Source organism: Lactobacillus acidophilus (assembly GCF_034298135.1).
GTDB lineage: Bacteria > Bacillota > Bacilli > Lactobacillales > Lactobacillaceae > Lactobacillus > Lactobacillus acidophilus.
In genome coordinates this window covers 220480-237093 of sequence record NZ_CP139575.1, presented here as the reverse complement: position 1 = coordinate 237093, position 16614 = coordinate 220480, and the positions used below count along the sequence as shown (strand labels likewise).

Genomic DNA, 16614 nt, shown 5'->3' with positions numbered 1-16614 from the left:
TTACTGAATTTATACATAGTTTATGATAGCATGAAAATAAAAGGAAACTAAAGTTCAAACACAAGAGGTATTTTAATTATGGAAAAATTAGTAGACGATTGCTTATTCTGTAAAATTATTCGCGGTGAAATTCCTAGTTACACCGTATTTGAAAATGACGATGTAAAAGCATTCTTGGATATCTCACAAGTAAACCCAGGACATACATTAATGGTCCCAAAAAAGCACATCGTTAACTTATTCGACTATACTAAAGAAGATGCACAACAATACTTGCAATACATTCCAGTAATTGCCAATGCAATTAAAAAGGCATTTCCTAATGTAACCGGCATGAACATTACCACTAATAACGGTAAATCAGCTAACCAAGTTGTTATGCACTCACACATTCACTTCATCCCACGTTTTGAAGGGGATGGCTTAAAATTAATGACTCGTAACAACGCTGATCAATATGATGAGTCTAAGTACAACGAAGTTGCAGATAAAATTAAGGCTCAATTCTAAGGAGTAAATAAATGAAACATTTCTTATTAGGCACAGTTTTTGGTGCCGCAGCAGGATTCGTATTTTCCTGCTTAACAGATAGTGATGGCAACCGTCCCGGCAAACCATTAAAAGATGAATATGATGCTATTAAGCATGAAGGCGGACGCTTTAGTGATGCATTAAAAAAGGCTAAACAAGCCAGTCACGATTTAAATGAACATCTTCCTGAAGCAGAACGCACAATTAGTGATATGAATGATGATTTTGAAAAATATTCCAAACACATTCAGCCTATTGTTGAAAAAATGCAACAAAAAAGTGATGAATTAAACCAAAATTTGAATAATTTAGATACAAAGGACTAAGAAAAATTAAAGAAACTTTGATTTTTCTATGAATATTTGCTATTTAAAAACGATTTCTCCAAATTTATGGTATATTAATTGACAGTTACTTATTTAAGGATGTGGAGATTTAATTATATGAAGAGTTATATGAAAAAAGTTGCTGCAGTCGTCGCTGTAGCTGGTGTTGCATTATCTACTGCCGCTTGTTCAAACAGTGGTAGCAATTCTACTGTTGCTTCTTACAAAGGTGGTAAGATTACTCAACAACAATACTATGATGAAATGAAAAAGTCACAAGCTGGTAAATCAACTTTGGCTAACATGATTATCAACCGTGCTTTGGAACAACAATACGGCAAATACGTATCATCAAAGAAAGTTGACAAGCAATACAACAACTACAAGAAGCAATATGGCTCACAATTTAGTGCTGTTTTACAACAAAATGGTATGACTGCTTCAAGTTTCAAAGAAAACTTAAAGACTAATCTTCTTTCTGAACAAGCATTAAAGCATATTAAGAAGATTACTAAAAAGCAAGAACAACAAGCTTGGAAGAGCTACCAACCTAAGGTAACTGTTCAACATATTTTGGTTGCTAAGAAGTCAACTGCTCAAGACATTATCAAGCAATTAAAAGATGGTAAGAGCTTCAGTAGCTTAGCTAAGAAATACTCACTCGATACTGCAACTAAGAATAAAGCTGGTAAGCTTCCTTCATTTGACTCAACTGACAACACTCTTGACTCAGCATTCAAGACTGCTGCATTTAAGCTTAAGACTGGTGAAGTTACTTCAACTCCAGTTAAATCACAATCAGGCTACCACGTAATTAAGATGATTAACCACCCAGCTAAGGGTAAATTTGCTGATCACAAGAAGGCTATTGATGATGAAATTTATGCATCAATGGCTCAAGATCAATCAACTATGAAAGACGTTATCGCAACTGTATTGAAGCGTGCTGATGTTTCAATTAAGGATAGCGACTTGAAGGACGTATTATCAGCTTACGTATCAACTGGTGCTACTAAGTAATATACGTTACATACAAAAAAGAGATAGACTTTTTATAAAAAGTTTATCTCTTTTTTTCTATATATTTTTTTATTCCAAATTCTTCGCTTGATCTAATTCAGGATCATTTTTAGGTCTATAGTATCTTTTACCATCTTGACTTTGTAATGGTTCAGTAAATGTACCCTTACCAGTATGTTGCAGTGCATTAGTTACTGCATAAACCATTGCGTCTAAATCATCGATACGGTGCAAAATCTCTGCTTCAAGCAACGCTGGCAACTTAGGTGAACCATATTCGAATTTACCATGATGTGATAAAACCATATGTCTAAGTAATAACAAATCTTCAGATTCAAGATCAATCTTCAAATCCTGAGCTGCTAACATTATTTGTTCATCAATCAAAACAAGATGGCCAACCAGATTGCCCTCAATTGTATACTGCGTTGCAGCAGGTCCGGTTAATTCCTGTACCTTACCCATATCATGCAAAATACATCCCGCATAAAGTAATGATCGGTTAATCTGTTCATAATTATCAGCTAAGCCTCTAGCATCTTTAAGCATAGCCAAAGTATGATATGCGAGTCCTCCTCGCAATGCATGGTGATTACTTTTTCCAGCAGGATAATCAAAGAAACGTTTATCCCATTTTTTAAGTAAGTACTCTACAATACTTCTCCATGTTCTATTTTGAATTTGCTTAACAAAGTCATCAATTTCGCCCTTCATATCATTAGTGGTTTCTGGGGCTGATTTAATAAATTCATCAAGTGAATATCCCTCTTGTGGTCCAACAACACGCAAACTATATATTCTAATTTGTGGTCTACCCTGATATTCCTCTCTTTTTCCATTTAACTCTACAATCGTACCAGTGCTAAAAGTTGCCGCATCTTGATGACTCGCATCCCAATAATTTCCGCGAATTTCACCTGAGCCATCACCAAATTGCATCGCTAAAAAAAGTTTATCTTTTTTATTACGGCGCAACTGTGAATTTTTGATTAAAACAACGATATCCATTTCTTCGCCATCATTATAGTCTAGCAAACGTTTAAGCATCCTTAATTCCTTTCATGAAAGTCAATGGCTTGATTTGCAACTTATTAACCAAACTTTCTTGTGCTGTAAAAATTAACACCTGGTTATTTTCACTAATTTTCTTAAGTAATTTATCGATGTAGCCAATTCGACGATCATCAAAATTAACGAATGAATCATCAATCAAAATTGGTAAATTAATTTTATCTTTTATTTGTTCAATAAAGGCCAGCTTTAAAGCAAAATACAACTGCTCAGCAGTTCCACGTGATAAATATTTAACTTCGCGTTTCTTACCATCATTTCTAATTACTGTAAGTTTTTTATCTAACTCTAAATCGACATAGCGACCACCTGTAAGAAGTTTTAGATATTCTTTAGCTGCCTTAAGCATTTTAGGAAAACGCTCATTAGAAGCTATATCAAGCGATCTACTGATCCACTTAGCAGCCAATAAATTAGCTAAATATTCTTTACTACTGTTAGTAAAGTTAGTTTCAGCATTAGCTAAATCTTGTTTTGCCTCAAAAACTGCAGTTGAATCTGACAAATTATTCAATTGTACTTGTAGTTCAGCAACTTGCTGTTGCAAAGTATTTACTTCATCTGTAGTAGCAGCAATTTTTTCTGTCATAATTTGCAGCTGCTTTTGTAGCTCATTAGGTTGATCAACAATCTGTTGCAATTCAGCCAAATCATTATTTAGACTCTTTTTCAATACTTCGATTTGTGTTTGAAGTTTAGTTTGATGTAATGATTCTTGGTAGAGTTTATCATATTCTGCCATATCCTTTACATCTGCTTTAGCCAATAAGGCTTGCAGCTTTAATCCAAGTTCTTTCAAATCTTGATTATCTTGAGCTAAAGAAGCTGTCAAATTTGTTTTTTGTTGTGATATTTCCTGAACATGACTAACTTGATTTTCTAACTCATCCAAGCTAGATAAAAGGTCATCAAAGTTATTATCAACGTGCATTTTTAATACATTTTGCAAATTAGTTGCAAGTTGCTCTGTTTCTTGATTGATTTCATTTATTTGTGCAGCATTTGTTTTTTCAGTACTTTCCTTTAATTGATATTGATTCAAATTAGTCAACAAATTATTTAAATTGAGCGTATCTGGATTTAAACCATACTTAGCCTGAAAGTCCTCTCGCTTTTCAACAACTAATTTTTGTTTTTCTAAAATAACTGCATTTTGTTTATGATCATTATTATTTTTAACATAACCAGCAGCAATAAAGATAATTCCAGTAACTAAAGCAACTATCCCTAATGACCCAATTGCACCCAGTAAAACCAAACCCAATCCAGCTAAAGTTCCACCTACTGCATACCAAAACTTATTATTTGAATTTACAATTAATTCTTTTTCTTCAACTTTAGGCAAATTAGTATAATCAGTTTGCAATTGTTGAATTTGGGTAGAGCTCAAGTTAAGTACTTCTCTTAATTCAGGCGATAAAGACAACAATTGATTTTTTTCTTGTTCTAATTGCTCTTGTTTTTGTACACAGGCACGATATTCTGCTTGCCACTGCAACAATCGTGGCTTTTGCTGTACTAGTTTTTTATCTTCAGTCACATTAGCTAAATTAATGTCAGATAAATTATTTATTTGCTCTTCTAAAGCTTGAATTGTATTTTTTAAATTGCGGCCTTGAGCCATAATATCCTGTGCCCTTTGATAATTTTCACTATCAAAAGAGATATTTTTGCTCTGTTTTTGTAAATCAAGCAAATTTTGATAATTGCTTACTTCTTTTTCAAGGTGGTACAGATTATCTGCCTTTTTTTGTAAATCAGCCAATAATTTTTGCTTTTCTATTAATTCCGATTTTTTAGCCGAAACTTTTTGAGCTAGTGTCTCATAATCAGTAAATTCAGCTTGAGTTTGTGCTAAATTATCACGCTGTATTTCTACCTGTTTAAGTAAACGATTAACTTCTGGCTTTTTACCAGTCTTTTTAAATAATTTGCTGGCTTCTTTAGCAAAATCGTCACGCAATTCAAGTAATTTTCCACTATCAGCTGCACCTAAATAATATATACGCTCTAGCAAATCTTCCTGGCTTAAACTGCTTACTTGCCCCAGCATTTCTTGATTGAAAATAAAACTATCCGCATAAAATGGACCATCAATGTTTTGGATCTGGTCATAAAAGATACTTTCTGGCACTACTTCACCATCTTTTTTAACCGTCAAGATACCGCGTTTAGTCTTATCTCCCTTGGCATATAAACGCTCTAATTTATATTCGCTACCATTATTTTCAAAAACTAAACTACCGCCCATTGGACTAACATGAGCTAGTGGTGTGTAATCTTCAAAAAATGGAGAAGAATTACTACGTAAGTGAAAGCCAAACAAAATTTGCTTAATGAATGCTACAGTAGTACTTTTCCCCGCTTCATTTGCACCAAAAAAGACATCAATTTTATCACTAGGCAAATCAAAAGTTTGGTCTGAGAACTGCCCAAAGTTAACAATTTTAATCTGTTTCAGCCTCATTACTTATCCCTTTCAATTTACTCATTAACTTCACTTCTGCTAGTTGCTTAACTTCATTCACAAAATTCGGCTCCTCTGCCAAATTAGCAGCTAGCATGTCTTTTTTCTTCCAATCATTTACTATCTGATCAAATTCATCTGAAGCAAAAATTTCATTCTTAGCTTGCTTAAAAGCGGCTTGATCATTATCATTTAATTCCAAACTTTCATTCACTTCAAAGCGAACATCCACCAACTGTGAATCAAATAGTAAGTTCTGTGAAATTGTTTGCCAAAAATCGGAATCTTGAACCAATTCTTTTTCCTCTTCAGTTAAAAATTGTGCGCCATTTATTTTTAAACTAAAGTAGGTTTTCTTAGTAGCTGTTAAAGCCGAAACAATCTTAGTTTGCAAAAGATTTTTACCAATTTCCTTATTCAAATCAATTTGAGCATTTTGCCATAAAATAGGAGCTGTTGGCATAAATTTAAGGCTGGTCTTATGCGTATCTTCATCTACTTCACCTAAGTAACATCCTTTTTCTCCCATTTCATTAATATGACGCCCCTGAATATTACCTGGATAAACGATTAGCGGTTGCTCACTTAAATTATTTCTTGCATGAATATGTCCCAAAGCAAAATAATCATAATTTAAATTTTGCATATCACGTATTGTGAATGGCGCATAATCATTTTTAGCTAAATCTTTAACTTGGGCATGCATCAAACCGAATATATAATTTTGATTCTTTTCAGGGAAAAACTGCAACATATCGTGAGTAATATGATTATTTAGATATGAAAAACCGGCAACGTCATATTCAAAGCCTGTCTTAGTTTTAAACGATACTTTTTCTACCTTTTCTTCATTACCCAAAAGTTTAAAGTATGGACTAGAATTAACCAATAAATCTTCTTGTTTCATATGATCATGATTACCAAAAATCATGACTACTTGAATATTTTTGTCAGTTAATCGCTTAATCTGCTGAGCAAAAAAGAGCTGGGCTCTTGGAGACGGAGTATTACTATCAAAAGTATCACCCGCAATTAATACTAAATCTACATTTTCTCTCAAAGCTAGATCAACGATATTAGTTAATGATTGATCTGCCGCTTGATATATTTGATTAAATTCCTTAGATGGCAAAAAAGATAGCCCACGAAATGGACTATCTAAATGCGCATCTGCAAAGTGAATAAACTTCATTGCAAATTCTATTTTCTAAGATCTTCATAAAGATCATTAATTGGCTTAGAGTAGGTCTTTTGGATATCGTTAAGCAATTCGTATAAACTTTGTTCAGTTTGAAGAAGTGAAACGATTTGCTTGTTGTTTTGAACTTGATCGTTTAAGTCCTTGTAAGCTTGTTGATCTTCTTCTGATAAAGGTTGACCGGTTTGTTGAGATTGCATAATCTTAGTTTGTAATTCGTCCATCTTCTTGAATAAAGCTGCACTTTCAGCATCTTCTTGGACAACCTTTACAGCATCTGCCAAAGCCTTGTATTGATCAGTTTGAGTCAAATCTTCTGCTAACTTATTAGCTGAATCATAAATATTAATCATAAAGTCCTCCTAAATTTATCGGCCTAATAGCCCTTTCAGACTATTATACCATTCATTAATTGTCTGTCCCGCAGAACCTATACCATCTTGAATTTTTTGTCCTAATCCACCAGTCCAATCAGAATTTGAACCATTATTCTTTATAATTTGGCTAGGTGCTTTTTCAGTAAATTGCGTTTGTGCAGTATATGGCAAGATTCCTTCCATTTCTGCTTTATACAACCTAGTAATTCCTGTTTCAGAGATACCTTGCATATAATGTTGCCGGTTAGTACGATCAAAGCCGACCCAAGTAGCTAAAACAATATCTGGTGTATACCCGACAATCCATTGATCTTTGGTACCGAAACCATATGAATTAGGTACTTCCGTTGATCCAGTTTTACCAGCTACTTTATAACCATTAGGTTGAGCAGACTGACCTGTACCATTAGTAAACACCCCAAGCATCATCGTAGTCATTTCTTTTGCTGTATTCTCTGAAATAACTCTATGGGTACCTAGATTATTGTTTTCTGCCAAAACATTACCACTTGCATCTGTAATCTTAGTAATAAAGTATGAGTTATTTGGTAAGTTACCCTTATTGGCAAAAGCAGAATAAGCTCGAGCCATTTGCAATGGTGATACACCACTTGAAAGACCACCTAAGGCCAAAGCAAGGTTACGATCACTTTTCGGTACTTTAATACCAAAGTTTTCAACAGATTGAACCCCTTTATTTACACCAATTTTATCTAATAACCAAACTGCTGGCACATTTTTACTTTGAGCCAAGGCTTGGTACATTGGGATTTTATCAGAATAGCCGTTGTCAACGTTATGTGGTTCGTACCCATTCTTACCAAATTTTTGCAATTTATTTGATAGCTCTGAATCATAATGATAGCCATTTTGAAGAGCTGGCGCATATACTGCTATCGGCTTAATTGAAGAACCCGGCTGACGTTTCATTTGTGTTGCACGGTTATAACCACGAAAGACATGTTGACCACGTCCACCAATTACTGCACGAACCGCTCCAGTACCTGGATCCATTGCCACACTAGCACCTTGACATTCAACACCATCGCTTCCCGCTTGTGGAAACAGCCAACTTTGCTCAAAGGTATTTTGTAATTGTCCTTGGTAATTTTGATTAAGAGTAGTGTAAATCTTTAATCCCTTATTCATTACCTGTTCTTCAGTTAAACCATATTTGTTAATTGCCTCATCAACTACAGCATCAAAGAAGTAAGGATAGCGATAGCCATCTTTGTTTTTAAAAGTGTTTCTTAAAGTTAATCCTTCTTTAGAATAAGCTTTAGCTTGAGCAGCAGTTATTTTGCCATTATCAGCCATTAAACTTAAAACTAGGTTTCGACGTGATAATGCATTAGCCATATGGTCAACTGGATTATAATAACTTGGATTACGCAAAATTGCAGCAAGTGTTGCGGCTTCACTGACAGTTACTTCACTAGCATCTTTACCAAAATATCTACGACTAGCGTCTTGAACACCCCATACCCCATTTCCGAAGTAGGCATTGTTCAAATACATTGTCAAAATATCTTTTTTAGAGTAAACATGATTGATTTCAATTGCAAAAAATAGTTCCTCTAATTTCCGCGAAAAAGTTTGCTGCTGCGTAAGAAGCGAATTCTTAGCTAACTGCTGTGTTAACGTCGATCCACCACCGGTAACTTGACCATGATGAATAATTAAACTAATGGCAGCACGGGCCATTCCTTTAACGCTAAAGCCGGGGTTTTTCCAGAAAGTACGATCTTCTGTCGAAATCACGGCATTTTGAATATTTGGCGAAATTTTGTCATATTCAACAAACGATCCCTTTTGTGAATACAAAGAACCAGCTTTTTTACCCTTGTAATCATAAATGGTTGTTGTTGTTGATAATGATGCTTTTAAATTCGAGATATTCGAAGTTTTAACTTTGATTGTATAATATGTACAAGTTAAAAGCATAAGAATAAGCAGGATTAAAATAATCCAGCGTCCGATAAAGAAGCGGTTATCAAATCGATGCCAAGCATCTTTAAAACTACTTCTTCTTGGTTGGTCATTATTCATTAAATACATGCTCCTTTTTAGAAACAAGAAAATTGTATCATAGTTGCTAAAACACATGTTTAGAATTAAAGCAGACTTAGGAAATATTTATGGTTTATAATTTTACACTTTTTTATCCAAAAAATCTTAACCCACTACCAGTTAACGAAGTTTTACGTAAATTACTTATTCCAAGAAAATGGCGTCATTACTTGAGAATTGAGCGCAATGTAACTATTAATGGCACATACCACCATTTTAACGAGCAAGTTTTTCCTGGAGATAGAATTAACATTAAATTAGATCATATTGATTCATTGCAACAAATTTATCCGGCTAGTGGTAATTTGCCTAATATAGTATATGAAGATGATGATGTCCTCGTAATTAATAAAAATAAAGGACAGAAAACTCATCCTAATTTAAATGAAACGGATACTGCATTAAATGATTGCGCTACTTATTTAGGCAGTAGTCCCTATATCGTACACCGACTCGATATGCTTACAGGAGGACTACTTTTAGTAGCAAAAAATCCTGCAGTAGTACCTATTCTTAATCGTGAATTAACTACCAAAATGTTTCACCGCGAATATATTGCAAAAGTTAACAACACTGATAAATTGAAAAATAAAGGCATCATTGATTTTCCTATTGGGCAAGACCCAGATGACCAAAGAAAAAGAATGGTGCGCAGTGATGGCTTAAAAGCGGTAACTCATTACGAGATTTTAAAAACTAATCCGGATAATACTGGTACAGTTAAATTAACGCTGGAAACTGGACGAACTCATCAAATCCGCGTTCATTTAGCTGCTAAGGGCTGTCCTATCATAGGTGATCCACTTTATAATCCTAATTTTCAAGAAGGAGAAGAATTACAACTTACGGCTTATCAAATGTCTTTTATTAAGCCATTTGACTTTAAAACAGTTCAAATTAAGCTTCCAGATTAATAACAGCATATATTTTTAAGCAAAATGTTTGCAATTTGCTAATAAACTATATCTATTTTTTCAAGATGGTGTATAATTTTGTCTTGTATGTATTTTTCACTTATTTTTTCTAGAGGAGTAAAAAGTATCTATTATGGAACATACTTGGATGATGAAATATTTTGCCGAATTCTTCGGTACAATTATTTTAGTTGTATTTGGAAATGGTGCTGTAGCTAACTCAGTTTTAACTAAAACTGGTGGTAATAGCCACGATGGTCAAGCAAACGGTGGTTGGTTATTAATCGCCTTCAGTTTTGGGTTTGGTGTTATGCTACCTGCAATGATGTTTGGTTCAATTTCAGGTAACCACTTGAATCCGGCAGTTACCCTTGCACAAGCTTGTGCAGGTGCCTTTCCATGGAATCAAGTTTTACCTTACATCTTGGTTCAAATGTTGGGAGCTATTGTAGGACAATTACTATTAGTAGCAGTATATTGGCCATTTATCGCAAAAACATCTAGCGATGATGCAGTTTTTGCAAGTTTTTCTACTGGTGATATTGCTGACAGCAAATTAAACGGTTTTATTACTGAATTTGTTGGTACTGCTATTCTTTTATTTGTAGCTGTTGGTTTATACCGTGGCATGTTCTTTAAGCAATCAGAAGATATTGCTAATATCGGTGTTGGTTTCTTGATTACCGCACTTGTTATGGCCGTTGGTGGTCCTACAGGTCCAGCATTGAATCCGGCAAGAGATTTGGGTCCACGTATTGTTTATGCACTTTGTCCATTGCCTCATAAGGGTTCAGCACATTGGGATTACGGTTGGATTCCAGTCGTAGCACCAATTGCTGGTGGTATCTGCGGTGCATTATTATACAAATTAGCATTTGGCTTATAGAATTAAATAATATAAAAAACACCTTCGAAATTTTGCTTTGATTTCGAAGGTGTTTTTTTATATTCATCTATATTATTAAAATTATATTTTAATTAACTATTGTTTTTTAATCTATTAATAATAAAATATTCTATAACAATAGAAAGGACTGCATATAATGAAAAAACAATTATCTCAATATAATTCATCAACCCAAAAATTCATTCGTTCTCGTAGGATTAGCGCAATCCTTCCTTGGTTGGGAATTTTAGGAATGTTATTACTTGTTTTTTCATTAATAGTGTATGGCTTTCTTGTCTTTCTAACTGAATTAGGTTTTGTCATAAATTTTTATTATTTTATTGATAGTTACAATTGGTTAGCCGATCGATTACTATTTGATCCTCAAAAGAAAATTCTTACCCATCGAAGAGACAAGCTCGTTCAATTAATGATGTGGATTTTCATTGTTTTAGCTTTAATAGCAACTATTCTACTTACCTGGCTAAGAAAACAGAATTTCTTATTCTTTATTGCAGGTCTATGTTTTATCAGCATCTGCTATTTTGGTAGTAGAGCAATTGAAAATTGTTTAGTTATTTTCCATATTCAACTAAATAATTGGAAAAAATTTTACACAATAGTAACCGTAGGAACTATTTTATCAATTACAATTGCAATAGTTTTTTTGAACTATAATGTGTTAATCTATTACGTTTTCTTTGGCATAATTGGAACAATTTACTGGCTTACTTACTATATCTTAGTCGAACTTTATCGCCGAGTAGAAAACGATTTAGGTGGCCATAAATATTTCATTGATTTACCTGATAATCGTTTTGCACATAAATTTTTCTAACAAAAAGTCTTGCTATTTTTTCATTCTGGCAAGACCTTTTTTATTTTTCAAAATGAAGTACTGTGGGATCAAATGAATTCATATCCTTAATACCGGTATACAGCATCATTTCGGATAATTGTTCATTCATCTTTTGTAGTTTGTTTTTCGTAGCCTCTGTGCCGTTTTTAAGCACTTCTGGTAAAATACCTCTACCGATCAAAACAGCATCAGCACCAAGCGCTAAAGCCTTATATGCATCATATCCACTCATTAAAGAACCATCCACAAAAATTTGCATCCCACTACCTATCAAAGCCTTCTTAATCTCAGGCAAAATTGACAAAGGTGGAATACCAAACGGAACACGGCCATGGTGATGAGAGACAACAATTGCCTTACAGCCAGCTTGACGAGCCTTCAATGCATCTGCCACTGACAACACACCTTTAGCAATAAATGGTAATTCCGTACTTGCAGCATATTTCTTTAAATCATCCATCCTAATAGAACCCAAAGGAATACCATCAACTACATCATACTTACCATTTTCACCTGCAATATGATCGATATCGATTCCTACTGCTACAGCACCATGATCTTCAGCAAATTTAATTTCACCCATAATCTTCTGAGGATCAGCAAATGGCTTAATAATTCTAATGGTATCTCCACCTTCAGCAACTATTTCACTATATTCTTCATTAGTTTCCATTCCAATCCAGTTAAGTAAATTTAATTCACGTGCAGCAATGGCTTTTTCCTGCATTGGTTTTCTATTTTTATCATCTAATATTTTGTTCAAATGTGACAAAGCAGCAGGCATCAATGGAGAAGCATACTTTTTGCCAAAAATTGTAGTAGTTAAATCAGGTTCTACTGCATCAATAACCCTCATTTCTACTAGCAATCTGTCCAAATAATGCCGATTATGAACATTGGCATCATCTGCATTACCGCTAGTTACAGGGATCATTCCTTGAGGACCAGGCCATGGACTAGTTGTTTTTTTATTTTCTAACATTGAAGCATCAAGAGTTTCAGATGCACCAGTTACTACATCACTTTTATTTTCTTTGCTCATTTTTATACCCTTTCTTGATTCACTTTTTAGTATATTTTAATGCTTAATAAGTTAATGGTCATGACTTATTTTTTCAAAAAAAATAAAGCCCAGCATAAGCTGAGCTTTATTTTAATTAATAATCAAATGATTATTCTTCGTTCAATGATGAACGGTCGAATGAAGCATCCTTAAGTTCGTCATCGATAGTCTTAGTACCTAACCAAGCAATCATTTCCTTCATCTTGTCAGTGATTGCTTCAGTACCTGGCAATAACAACTTACGTGGGTCGTAACCCTTGTTAGCCTTGTCTTCGTCCTTGCCTTCTTCGATGTACTTACGAGTTGCTTCTTGGAATGCTAATTGGAATTCAGTGTTGATGTTAACCTTTGAAATACCAAGTTGGATAGCCTTCTTGATTTGGTCTTCAGGAATACCTGAACCACCGTGAAGTACAAGTGGAGTTTCAGGAACAGCTTCAGCAATTTCCTTCAAACGATCGAAGTTAAGACCCTTCCAGTCTGCTGGGTAAACACCGTGGATGTTACCAATACCACAAGCAAGCTTGTCAACACCAGCTTCAACGAATGCCTTAGCATCTTCAACAGAAGCTAATTCACCGCCGCCTTGGTTTTCACCGATCTTACCAATTTCAGCTTCAACAGAAATACCGCGTTCGTGAGCCAACTTGATAATTTCCTTAGTCTTAGCCAAGTTTTCTTCAGTTGGAAGTGCGTGACCATCAAACATAACTGATGAGTAACCAAGTGCAATACATTCCTTAGCTGATTCAAAGTCACCGTGGTCCAAGTTTAAGATAACTGGAACAGAGATGTTCATTGAGTCCATTTGGTCTTCAACCATGTCCTTAACGAACTTATAGCCACCCATGTACTTAGCAGCACCAGTTGAAACTTGGATCAAAAGTGGAGTTCTAGTTTCTTCTGCAGCACGTAATTCTGCACGAGTCCATTCCAAGTTGTTAGTGTTGTAAGCACCTACAGCGTAGTGGTGTTTACGAGCTTCTCTGAAGATTTCGTTACCATTTACAAAATAAGCCATTAAAAAATACCTCCTAAATATCTTACATGCATATTGTACCTTATTAATTCGATTATGAACAATTTTTCACAAAATGTAAGCGCTATTTTTTACTTTTCATTGAAATCTTTACATTTCCTTAGGAGCATTTACACCTAAAAGTCTAAGTGATTCAGTCAAAACGATTGATGTAGCCTGAACTAAAGCAAGGCGAGCACCAATTTGATCATCCTTAGTTAAGATTTTCACGTTAGCGTAGTACTTGTTAAATTTCTTAGCAAGATCAAGAGCAAATTTAGCAATTACAGATGGTTCAAACTTTTCAGCACTTCTTGCAACAATTCTTGGGAAGTCTGCCAAGTCCTTGGCAACTGCAAATGCCCAATCATCATTAATATTAAAGTCGCCTTCGCTTGGCTTTTCACCCATTGCTGCAGCTTTACGTAATACGCTTTGAGCACGCGCATTAGTGTATTGTACATAAGGACCGGTATCACCTTCAAAGCGAACCACTTCATCAAGGTCAAAGTCAAAGTTATCCAAACGATCATTCTTTAAATCGTGGAATACAACGGCACCTACACCAACATCATGAGCTACTTGATCTTGATCTGCTAAATCTGGGTTCTTTTCTTGGATTTGCTTCTTAGCTAAATTTACAGCATCTCTCAATACTTGATCAAGGAAGACCACATTTCCTTTTCTAGTTGAAAGCTTCTTTCCGCCTTGAGTAATTAATCCAAATGGAACATGGTGAATTTCATCAGCCCAGTCGTAACCCATCTTCTTCAAAACAGTCTTAAGTTCAACAAAGTGTTGTGCTTGCTCGTTACCAACAACGTAAAGCATTTTAACGAAGTTGTATTCCTTCATTCTCCATTCAGCAGCAGCTAAGTCACGAGTTAAGTAAATTGAAGTTCCATCAGACTTAACAATGATGGCAGGATTTTCATCTTCACCCATATCTACAACTTGAGCACCACGTGATTCATGTAAAAGCCCCTTATCCTTCAATTCATCAATAACCGGCTGCATCTTGTCATTAAAGAATGCTTCACCATTATATGAATCAAAAGTTACGCCTAATTCTTTGTAAATACGCTTAAAGTCCTTAAGTGAAACTTCGCGGAACCATTTCCAAAGTTCAACTGCTTCTGGATCACCATCTTCAAGCTTCTTGAACCATTCACGACCTTCATTATCAAGTTCTGGATTATTTTCAGCTTCTTTATGGAATTTTACGTAATAATGGAAAAGACTCATAATTGGGTCTTTTTTAACATCTTCTTCGTTTCCCCAATGCTTGTAAGCAGCAATCAACTTACCAAATTGCGTACCATAGTCACCAAGGTAGTTAATTTTAATTGGTGTATAACCAACCTTCTTCATAGTCTTAGCGATTGAATTACCAATTACTGTAGAACGAAGATGGCCCATTGACATTGGTTTAGCAATGTTAGGAGAAGACATATCAATTGGCACATTACCTTCGCCCAATTTTTGATCACCATAATGTTCTTTTTCAGCTAAAACATCTTTCAAAGTTGAGGCGATCAACTTTTCATGATCAATTGCAAAGTTAACGTAAGGACCAACGGCTTGAATATTTGCAAAATTATCACTATTTAAGTTTTCTGCAATATCTTTTGCAATAATTGCAGGATTTTTGTGCATAGTCTTAGCCAAAATAAATGCTGGAAAAGCATAGTCACCCATTTTAGCATTCTTTGGACGTTCAATTAATGCAGTAATTTTTTCTTTAGGTAAATCAACTTGGCTTGAAACTAAATCAACTACTTCGTTTTTAAAGTCCATATTTTCCTCTTTCTAAAACAAAAAAGTCTCTTTCTACATGTGTAGAAAGAGACGAGTTACTAACCCGCGGTACCACTCAAATTGATACAAAGTATCCGCTTATTAAATCTCATTATTTTAATTAGTTAAACACGCCTTCATTATTTCCTGATATCTATCTTCCATCAACATAGACTCGCTAAAAACAAAAAATAACTACTACTTTTAACTTACTAGCAAAGATGATTATAACAGGAATCGAAATACCTGACCACCAATTTTACCTAAAAGTTTTAACGATCTTTAATAACAACCTTAGTTCCATCGGGGATATTGTCCATAATCCATTTAGAATCTGGTATACTCAAACGAATACAGCCGTGAGAACCTTGTGTTCTGCCCAATTTTGCTGCTTCATTTAAATTATAATTTCCATCCCCTTTAGTAGGCACAGAGTGGAACAAATAAACATTGTCCGGACTCCAGCTGGTCCAGTTATTAGCTCCTTCATTTAGATTGTAATTAAAGAAGCTATCTCCACGACCTGCTTGAATTCTATATGTACCAGTAGGCGTAAGTGATTTTCCCTTTTTATAAATGCCACCAGTTGAAAGCATTGTATAAATTACTTTGCCTTTTCTTAGTAAGTATGTCCGATTTCCTTTTAATGAAACACGCAAAGTTAAATCTGTTTCATTTTGATTAATCTTAGGATGCTTCTTGGTTTCACTCTTTTTAGTCCAAGTACCTTCTTTTCTTAAATCCTTAGGATCTTTATAAGGACGAAATTCTGCACCGGTTGACTTAACTTTTTTATGATCTGTATTTGTTTTCTTGCCGCTAGTTTTTGGTTTATTTTTTACACTTGTAGATACTGCCTCTTGTGCAGTATCAGATTTAGGAGCGCACACTTTAGCTAATCCTATAATTGAACCAAACGCAACGATGATGCAAGTTACTCCTATAACGATATTTTTCTTCATATATGTATTAATCTTCTCTACTTAAGTATTTTTCATATTATCACATTAAAATACA

15 protein-coding genes are annotated in these 16614 nt (G+C 34.6%); 6 read left to right on the top strand and 9 right to left on the bottom strand.

Features of this window, described 5'->3' with window-relative positions; all coding sequences use genetic code 11:
• Window positions 1-78: 78 nt before the first annotated feature.
• The 3 genes from SO785_RS01030 (at window position 79) to SO785_RS01020 (ending at window position 1877) form a co-directional block, all read left to right on the top strand.
• On the top strand, window positions 79-510 hold the full coding sequence (locus SO785_RS01030; protein ID WP_003548425.1) for an HIT family protein: 432 nt from the start codon (window positions 79-81) through the stop codon (window positions 508-510).
• An 11-nt stretch (window positions 511-521) separates the two neighbouring features.
• Window positions 522-857, top strand: coding sequence for a hypothetical protein (locus SO785_RS01025; RefSeq protein WP_003548427.1), 336 nt, complete (start codon window positions 522-524; stop codon window positions 855-857).
• Between the two features lie 117 nt (window positions 858-974).
• Window positions 975-1877 (top strand): peptidylprolyl isomerase PrsA, encoded by a 903-nt coding sequence (locus tag SO785_RS01020; RefSeq protein WP_011254505.1) that lies wholly within the window; start codon window positions 975-977, stop codon window positions 1875-1877.
• A 69-nt stretch (window positions 1878-1946) separates the two neighbouring features.
• On the opposite strand, the gene SO785_RS01015 is transcribed toward SO785_RS01020, so the two are convergent.
• The 5 genes from SO785_RS01015 to SO785_RS00995 are packed head-to-tail and all read right to left on the bottom strand — an operon-like array spanning window position 1947 to window position 9039.
• Window positions 1947-2924 carry a 3'-5' exoribonuclease YhaM family protein gene (locus SO785_RS01015; RefSeq protein WP_011254506.1) on the bottom strand — a complete coding sequence of 326 codons (978 nt, stop codon included), beginning with the start codon at window positions 2922-2924 and terminating at the stop codon, window positions 1947-1949.
• The gene (locus SO785_RS01010; protein ID WP_011254507.1) at window positions 2917-5415 is read right to left on the bottom strand and encodes an ATP-binding protein; all 2499 of its coding nucleotides are present in this window, start codon (window positions 5413-5415) and stop codon (window positions 2917-2919) included. Before SO785_RS01010 ends, SO785_RS01015 begins: the two co-directional genes overlap by 8 nt.
• Window positions 5396-6607, bottom strand: a complete 1212-nt coding sequence (locus tag SO785_RS01005; RefSeq protein ID WP_003548436.1) for a metallophosphoesterase family protein — start codon at window positions 6605-6607, stop codon at window positions 5396-5398. The genes SO785_RS01010 and SO785_RS01005 overlap by 20 nt, the downstream gene beginning before the upstream one ends.
• A gap of 8 nt (window positions 6608-6615) precedes the next feature.
• On the bottom strand, window positions 6616-6966 hold the full coding sequence (locus SO785_RS01000) for a YlbF family regulator (protein ID WP_003548438.1): 351 nt from the start codon (window positions 6964-6966) through the stop codon (window positions 6616-6618).
• A 15-nt stretch (window positions 6967-6981) separates the two neighbouring features.
• Entirely contained in the window at window positions 6982-9039 is a 2058-nt protein-coding gene (locus tag SO785_RS00995; RefSeq protein WP_003548440.1) for a PBP1A family penicillin-binding protein, read from the bottom strand.
• Between the two features lie 89 nt (window positions 9040-9128).
• Between SO785_RS00995 and SO785_RS00990 the strand changes: the two genes are divergently transcribed.
• From SO785_RS00990 to SO785_RS00980, 3 genes are all read left to right on the top strand, one after another.
• On the top strand, window positions 9129-9974 hold the full coding sequence (locus tag SO785_RS00990; RefSeq protein ID WP_003548442.1) for an RluA family pseudouridine synthase: 846 nt from the start codon (window positions 9129-9131) through the stop codon (window positions 9972-9974).
• A 133-nt stretch (window positions 9975-10107) separates the two neighbouring features.
• Window positions 10108-10860 carry an MIP/aquaporin family protein gene (locus tag SO785_RS00985; RefSeq protein WP_011254508.1) on the top strand — a complete coding sequence of 251 codons (753 nt, stop codon included), beginning with the start codon at window positions 10108-10110 and terminating at the stop codon, window positions 10858-10860.
• Window positions 10861-11017: 157 nt separating this feature from the next.
• Window positions 11018-11698 (top strand): hypothetical protein, encoded by a 681-nt coding sequence (locus SO785_RS00980; RefSeq protein WP_003548446.1) that lies wholly within the window; start codon window positions 11018-11020, stop codon window positions 11696-11698.
• A 40-nt stretch (window positions 11699-11738) separates the two neighbouring features.
• Here SO785_RS00980 and SO785_RS00975 read toward each other — a convergent pair whose 3' ends face one another.
• The 4 genes from SO785_RS00975 to SO785_RS00960 form a co-directional block, all read right to left on the bottom strand.
• The gene (locus SO785_RS00975; RefSeq protein ID WP_011254509.1) at window positions 11739-12761 is read right to left on the bottom strand and encodes an FMN-dependent dehydrogenase; all 1023 of its coding nucleotides are present in this window, start codon (window positions 12759-12761) and stop codon (window positions 11739-11741) included.
• A 130-nt stretch (window positions 12762-12891) separates the two neighbouring features.
• Window positions 12892-13803, bottom strand: a complete 912-nt coding sequence (gene fba / locus SO785_RS00970) for a class II fructose-1,6-bisphosphate aldolase (RefSeq protein ID WP_021721569.1) — start codon at window positions 13801-13803, stop codon at window positions 12892-12894.
• Window positions 13804-13911: 108 nt separating this feature from the next.
• The gene (gene argS, locus SO785_RS00965; RefSeq protein ID WP_003548463.1) at window positions 13912-15597 is read right to left on the bottom strand and encodes an arginine--tRNA ligase; all 1686 of its coding nucleotides are present in this window, start codon (window positions 15595-15597) and stop codon (window positions 13912-13914) included.
• Window positions 15598-15869: 272 nt separating this feature from the next.
• A complete protein-coding gene (locus SO785_RS00960) occupies window positions 15870-16559 on the bottom strand; it encodes a L,D-transpeptidase (RefSeq protein WP_003548465.1) in 690 nt (229 codons plus the stop codon).
• Between the last annotated feature and the right edge of the window lie 55 nt (window positions 16560-16614).

Bases quoted from the DNA above. Each gene is read 5' to 3' on its own strand.
- SO785_RS01030 (WP_003548425.1), top strand. From the start codon at position 79: ATGGAAAAATTAGTAGACGATTGCTTATTCTGTAAAATTATTCGCGGT.
- SO785_RS01025 (WP_003548427.1), top strand. From the start codon at position 522: ATGAAACATTTCTTATTAGGCACAGTTTTTGGTGCCGCAGCAGGATTC.
- SO785_RS01020 (WP_011254505.1), top strand. From the start codon at position 975: ATGAAGAGTTATATGAAAAAAGTTGCTGCAGTCGTCGCTGTAGCTGGT.
- SO785_RS01015 (WP_011254506.1), bottom strand. From the start codon at position 2,924: ATGCTTAAACGTTTGCTAGACTATAATGATGGCGAAGAAATGGATATC.
- SO785_RS01010 (WP_011254507.1), bottom strand. From the start codon at position 5,415: ATGAGGCTGAAACAGATTAAAATTGTTAACTTTGGGCAGTTCTCAGAC.
- SO785_RS01005 (WP_003548436.1), bottom strand. From the start codon at position 6,607: ATGAAGTTTATTCACTTTGCAGATGCGCATTTAGATAGTCCATTTCGT.
- SO785_RS01000 (WP_003548438.1), bottom strand. From the start codon at position 6,966: ATGATTAATATTTATGATTCAGCTAATAAGTTAGCAGAAGATTTGACT.
- SO785_RS00995 (WP_003548440.1), bottom strand. From the start codon at position 9,039: ATGAATAATGACCAACCAAGAAGAAGTAGTTTTAAAGATGCTTGGCAT.
- SO785_RS00990 (WP_003548442.1), top strand. From the start codon at position 9,129: ATGGTTTATAATTTTACACTTTTTTATCCAAAAAATCTTAACCCACTA.
- SO785_RS00985 (WP_011254508.1), top strand. From the start codon at position 10,108: ATGGAACATACTTGGATGATGAAATATTTTGCCGAATTCTTCGGTACA.
- SO785_RS00980 (WP_003548446.1), top strand. From the start codon at position 11,018: ATGAAAAAACAATTATCTCAATATAATTCATCAACCCAAAAATTCATT.
- SO785_RS00975 (WP_011254509.1), bottom strand. From the start codon at position 12,761: ATGAGCAAAGAAAATAAAAGTGATGTAGTAACTGGTGCATCTGAAACT.
- fba (WP_021721569.1), bottom strand. From the start codon at position 13,803: ATGGCTTATTTTGTAAATGGTAACGAAATCTTCAGAGAAGCTCGTAAA.
- argS (WP_003548463.1), bottom strand. From the start codon at position 15,597: ATGGACTTTAAAAACGAAGTAGTTGATTTAGTTTCAAGCCAAGTTGAT.
- SO785_RS00960 (WP_003548465.1), bottom strand. From the start codon at position 16,559: ATGAAGAAAAATATCGTTATAGGAGTAACTTGCATCATCGTTGCGTTT.